This is a genomic window from Curtobacterium sp. MCBA15_001, from assembly GCF_001864835.1.
GTDB lineage: Bacteria > Actinomycetota > Actinomycetes > Actinomycetales > Microbacteriaceae > Curtobacterium.
In genome coordinates this window covers 372,110-376,521 of record NZ_MJGI01000025.1, presented here as the reverse complement: position 1 = coordinate 376,521, position 4,412 = coordinate 372,110, and the positions used below count along the sequence as shown (strand labels likewise).

Sequence of the window (4,412 nt, the reverse complement as noted above, 5' to 3'; positions counted from 1 at the left end):
GTCCGGCGGCTGCCGGTCCGTCGACTGCCGCTCCGTCGGTCGGTGACGGTCTGGAGGCCCGCATCACCCGGGTGCACACCGCACCCACCAGGGTGGACCGGTCCGGCATCCCGGCCGTGTCCGTCCGGACGCCACGCACCGACGTCATCGGCGCGGCGGTCGACCTCGCGCGGATCACCGCCGGCGCCCGTCGTGTGCTCGTCCTCGGCACCGAGGAACACATGGCCACCCCGCTCGCGATCGCCGACGCCCTGCGGCTGCGCTCCGACGCCGACGTCCGGTTCTCCACCACCACCCGGTCCCCGATCGCGGTGTTCGACGACCCCGCCTGGCCGATCCGGTCCGTCGTGTCCTTCGCGTCGCACGACCGCACCGTCGACGGCCCGGGCCGACGGCACGCCTACAACGTCCACGGGTTCGACGTCGTGGTCGTCGTGCCGGAACCGGCGACCGACCCCGCCGACCTCACCGGCGCCGACGGCCTGTGCACCGTGCTCGCGGGAGTGGCAGAGCGCGTCGTCCTGGTGACGTCGGACCTCGACACCGGCCGGGGCTCCGCCGGAGCACCGCGTCCCCTCGAGGGTCCGGCGTTCGGCTCGTACGCTCCCGACGAGGTCTCGTGGCTGCTGCAGGACCTCGGCGACGCTGACCTCGAAGGCCGCGCGGAGGACCGCGAACGCGCGATCCAGCTCGAGGGTGCGAACTACGCCGAGTCGCTGCCGATCGAGTACGTGCCCACCGACGCCTACGAGTCCCTGTACCGCCAGGCGCTCGACCGGTCCGCCCGACGCGTCGCCGAAGCCGTCGGGATCGTCACCGAACTCGTGCTCCGCGACCGCGGCCACAACGCCGTCCTCGTCTCGCTGGCCCGGGCCGGCACCCCGGTCGGCGTGCTGATGCGGGCGTGGGCAGCGCACCGACACGGCTGGCGGCTCCCGCACTACACCGCGAGCATCGTGCGGGGTGTCGGCATCGACGAGACCGCGCTGGCGTGGCTCGCCGCGCACCACGACCCCGCCACCGTGGTCTTCGTCGACGGCTGGACCGGCAAGGGCGCGATCACACGCGAACTCACCGCCGCGCTGGCCGCCCACGCCGCGTCGACCGGTGTCCGGTTCCGCGACGACCTGGCCGTCCTCGCCGACCCCGCCGGCTGCACCACGCTGTTCGGCACCCGCGACGACTTCCTGATCCCCTCGGCCTGCCTCAACTCGACGGTCTCCGGGCTGGTGTCCCGCACCGTGTACAACCGGGCGTTCACCCCGGACGGCACGTTGCACGGCGCGAAGCAGTACCGCGAGTTCGGGGACCGGGACCGATCTCGGGCGTTCGTCGACACCGTCGCGCGGTGGTTCGACGCCGTGGCCGACGACGTCGACGCCGCGGTCCGCGACCGGGATCATTCCCAGGCGCAGCCGGACTGGCGCGGGATGCGCACGGTCGAGGCGATCGGCGCCCGCTTCGGCATCGAGGACCTGCACCTGGTGAAGCCAGGCGTCGGTGAGACCACCCGGGTACTGCTGCGCCGGGTGCCCTGGCAGGTGCTCGTCCGCGACCCGGACGCCCCCGACGTGGCGCACATCGTCGCGCTCGCGGCGGATCGCGGCGTTCCCGTCGTGACCGTCCCGGACCTCGCGGTGAACTGCGTCGGGCTCATCCACCCGCTCGGCAGCCGCGTCGCCGATCAGACCGGCACCGCGGACGGGACCTCGTGAGCCTGCTCGCGGGGTGCGACCTCGACCGCACGCTGGTCTACTCAGCAGCGGCCCTGGACCTCGACGTCCCCGACGCCGAAGCTCCGCCCCTGGTCGTCGCCGAGGTCTACCAGGGTGCGCCGCTGTCCTTCACGACCCGCACGGCACAGCAGCTGCTCGAGGCCCTGGTGCACCGCGTGACCTTCGTCCCCGTGACGACCCGGACGCAGGAGCAGTTCCGACGCATCCAGCTGCCGTCGGCGGCAGAGTCCTGGGCGGTCACCACGAACGGCGCCGTGATCCTGCACGACGGGGTCCCCGACGCCGCGTGGACCGGCCGGCTCCGCGACGAACTCGACACCGAGAGCGCGGCACTGCCGGACGTCGAACGGCTCTTCACGACGCTGCTGCCCGCTGCGGCGGTCCTCCGCACCCGGATCGCCGAGTCCGTCTTCGTGTACGCCATCGTCGACCGGGCGGCACTGCCCGACGCGGACCTCGCGGCGTTCACCCGTGCGGTCGAGGCGCTCGGGTGGAGGGTGTCGCTGCAGGGCCGGAAGCTCTACGCCGTGCCGGTGCCGATACGCAAGGAACGCGCGCTGGCCGAGGTGGCCGAACGCACCGGGGCCGACCACACGGTGGCCGCCGGGGACTCCCTGCTCGACCGCGAGATGCTCGTCTGGGCGGACCTGGGCATCCGTCCGCGGCACGGTGAGCTCGAAGCGGCAGCGTGGACGGCGCCCACCGTGGTCGTGACCGACGCCCGGGGTGTACGGGCGGGCGAGGAGGTCCTCCGTCGGATCACCGCCGAAGCCGACCGCCCCTGACGACACAGCACGCCAGCCAGACAGAACGCCGACCACGCACAACGCCGACCACGCAGAACAGCACCGCACCACGCAGAACGGGCGGCCCTCCCGCAGGAGGACCGCCCGTGATGACGCCGGAAGCGACCGGCGCCGCTGGCTACTTGGAGAAGCCCTTGAAGCGCTGGTTGAACTTCTCGACGCGACCGGCCGAGTCGAGGATGCGCTGCTTGCCCGTGTAGAACGGGTGCGACGCGGACGAGATCTCGACGTCGATGACCGGGTAGGTCGCACCGTCGAGCTCGATCGTCTTGTCGCTGTTCGCGGTCGAACGCGTCAGGAACGTCTCACCGGAAGCCAGGTCGCGGAAGACGATGGCGCGGTACTCGGGGTGGATGTCGGTCTTCATGGAGATTCCTCGGTGTGCCAGATGATGAGCAGAGTCGGTGTTGAGCAAGTGGGGCGGTGGCCCCGGAAACCTGTGGCTCACGCCAGCCGTCTACGTTACCAGACAGCAGGCCCGATGTGGAGCAGGCTCAGGCCGCGCGTGCCGTGAACCGACCGGCGTCCTTCGACACGGTCAGGTCGATGCCGAACGCGGTCGTCAGGGTCTCCGCGGTCAGGACCTCGTCGATCGGTCCGGCAGCCTGGACGTGGCCGTCGGACAGCACGAGCGCGTGGGTGAAGCCCGCGGGGATCTCCTCGACGTGGTGCGTCACGATGACGATCGCCGGCGAGTCGGAGCTCTGCGCGTAGCCACCGAGCGTCCGGACCAGGCTCTCGCGCGCACCGAGGTCGAGCGACGCGGCCGGCTCGTCGAGGAACAGGATCTCGGGGTCGGTCATCACCGCACGGGCGATCTGCACGCGCTTCTGCTCGCCGTCGCTCAGCTCGCCGAAGGTCCGGTCGCTGAACGCGCCGAGGCCCCACTCGTCGAGGACCCGCTGCGCGCGGCGGACGTCGAGCTCCTCGTACTCCTCGTTCCAGCGACCCGTCACCGAGTACGCGGCGGTGAGGACCACGTCGAGGACCTTCTCGGTCGCCGGGATCCGACGCGCCAGTGCGGTCGACGCGAACCCGATGCGCGGACGCAGCTCGAACAGGTCGGCGCCGCCGAGTTCGGTGCCCAGCACCTCGACGTCACCCGAGGTCGGGAAGCTCTGCGCCCCCGCGACCTGCAGCAGCGTGGTCTTGCCGGCGCCGTTCGCGCCGAGCACCACCCAGCGCTCGTCGTCCTGCACCTCCCACGAGATCCCGTCGAGGATGGTGGCCCCGTTCCGGACCACGGACACGTCTGACAAGCGCACAACCGAGGGCATGCCCCAACCCTACGCGAGCGGAGGACCCGGAACCGGGCACACGCCGGTGTCAGCCCCTCAGGATGCCGTCGATCTGTCCCAGCGCCGCGAGCATCCCCTCGCGCATGCCCATCTCGAGCAGCCGTTCCAGTTCCTCCGCCGACCCGAGGTGCGCCGTGTCGGTCATCCGGGTGCTGCCGCCCAGGTCCTCGAGCGTGACGACCATCCGCATCGTGGGCTGCGTCCGGTCCGGCGCGCCGTGCTCGTCCGCGAAGCAGTCCTCGATGACGAGCCGGTGTGGCGCGTCGACCGACTCCACCACCCAGTACCCCGCCGACCGCGACCCGTCCGGCCCGGTCATCACGTAGGTGCTCCGCTCCCCCGGCACCAGGACGTGTCGCTCGAAGGTCGCGGGCCAGTCCGGTGGCCCCCACCACCGCTCCAGCTGCCGCGGGTCGGCCCACAGCTGCCAGACGCGGTCGACGGGCGCGTCGAGGACGCAGGTGAACGTCATGGTCAGGGCGTCGACGTCGTGCGTCGCCCGGATGGTCGAGTCCATGCCCGCGAGGATGCGCCGGTCGCGCCCCGCGCGCAACGGCCGGGAGGCCCGGGTG

Annotated in this window: 5 protein-coding genes; 2 read left to right on the top strand and 3 right to left on the bottom strand. The window is 72.1% G+C overall.

The window, feature by feature from the left end; genetic code table 11:
• Window positions 1–1,715 (top strand): cysteine protease StiP domain-containing protein (locus BIU90_RS13665; RefSeq protein WP_139195301.1); only part of this gene is annotated, 1,715 nt, incomplete at its 5' end.
• Window positions 1,712–2,521 (top strand): hypothetical protein, encoded by an 810-nt coding sequence (locus BIU90_RS13660; RefSeq protein ID WP_071300738.1) that lies wholly within the window; start codon window positions 1,712–1,714, stop codon window positions 2,519–2,521. The genes BIU90_RS13665 and BIU90_RS13660, both read left to right, overlap by 4 nt.
• A 139-nt stretch (window positions 2,522–2,660) precedes the next feature.
• On the opposite strand, the gene BIU90_RS13655 is transcribed toward BIU90_RS13660, so the two are convergent.
• The 3 genes from BIU90_RS13655 to BIU90_RS13645 form a co-directional block, all read right to left on the bottom strand.
• The gene (locus BIU90_RS13655; protein ID WP_071300737.1) at window positions 2,661–2,909 is read right to left on the bottom strand and encodes a type B 50S ribosomal protein L31; all 249 of its coding nucleotides are present in this window, start codon (window positions 2,907–2,909) and stop codon (window positions 2,661–2,663) included.
• A gap of 127 nt (window positions 2,910–3,036) precedes the next feature.
• A complete protein-coding gene (locus BIU90_RS13650; protein ID WP_071300736.1) occupies window positions 3,037–3,819 on the bottom strand; it encodes an ABC transporter ATP-binding protein in 783 nt (260 codons plus the stop codon).
• A 49-nt stretch (window positions 3,820–3,868) separates the two neighbouring features.
• Window positions 3,869–4,412, bottom strand: a 544-nt coding sequence (locus BIU90_RS13645; protein WP_368086281.1) for an SRPBCC domain-containing protein, incomplete at its 5' end; no start/stop codon positions are given.

Excerpts from the sequence above, each read along its gene's own strand:
- BIU90_RS13655 (WP_071300737.1), bottom strand. The coding sequence starts at position 2,909 with ATGAAGACCGACATCCACCCCGAGTACCGCGCCATCGTCTTCCGCGAC.
- BIU90_RS13650 (WP_071300736.1), bottom strand. The coding sequence starts at position 3,819 with ATGCCCTCGGTTGTGCGCTTGTCAGACGTGTCCGTGGTCCGGAACGGG.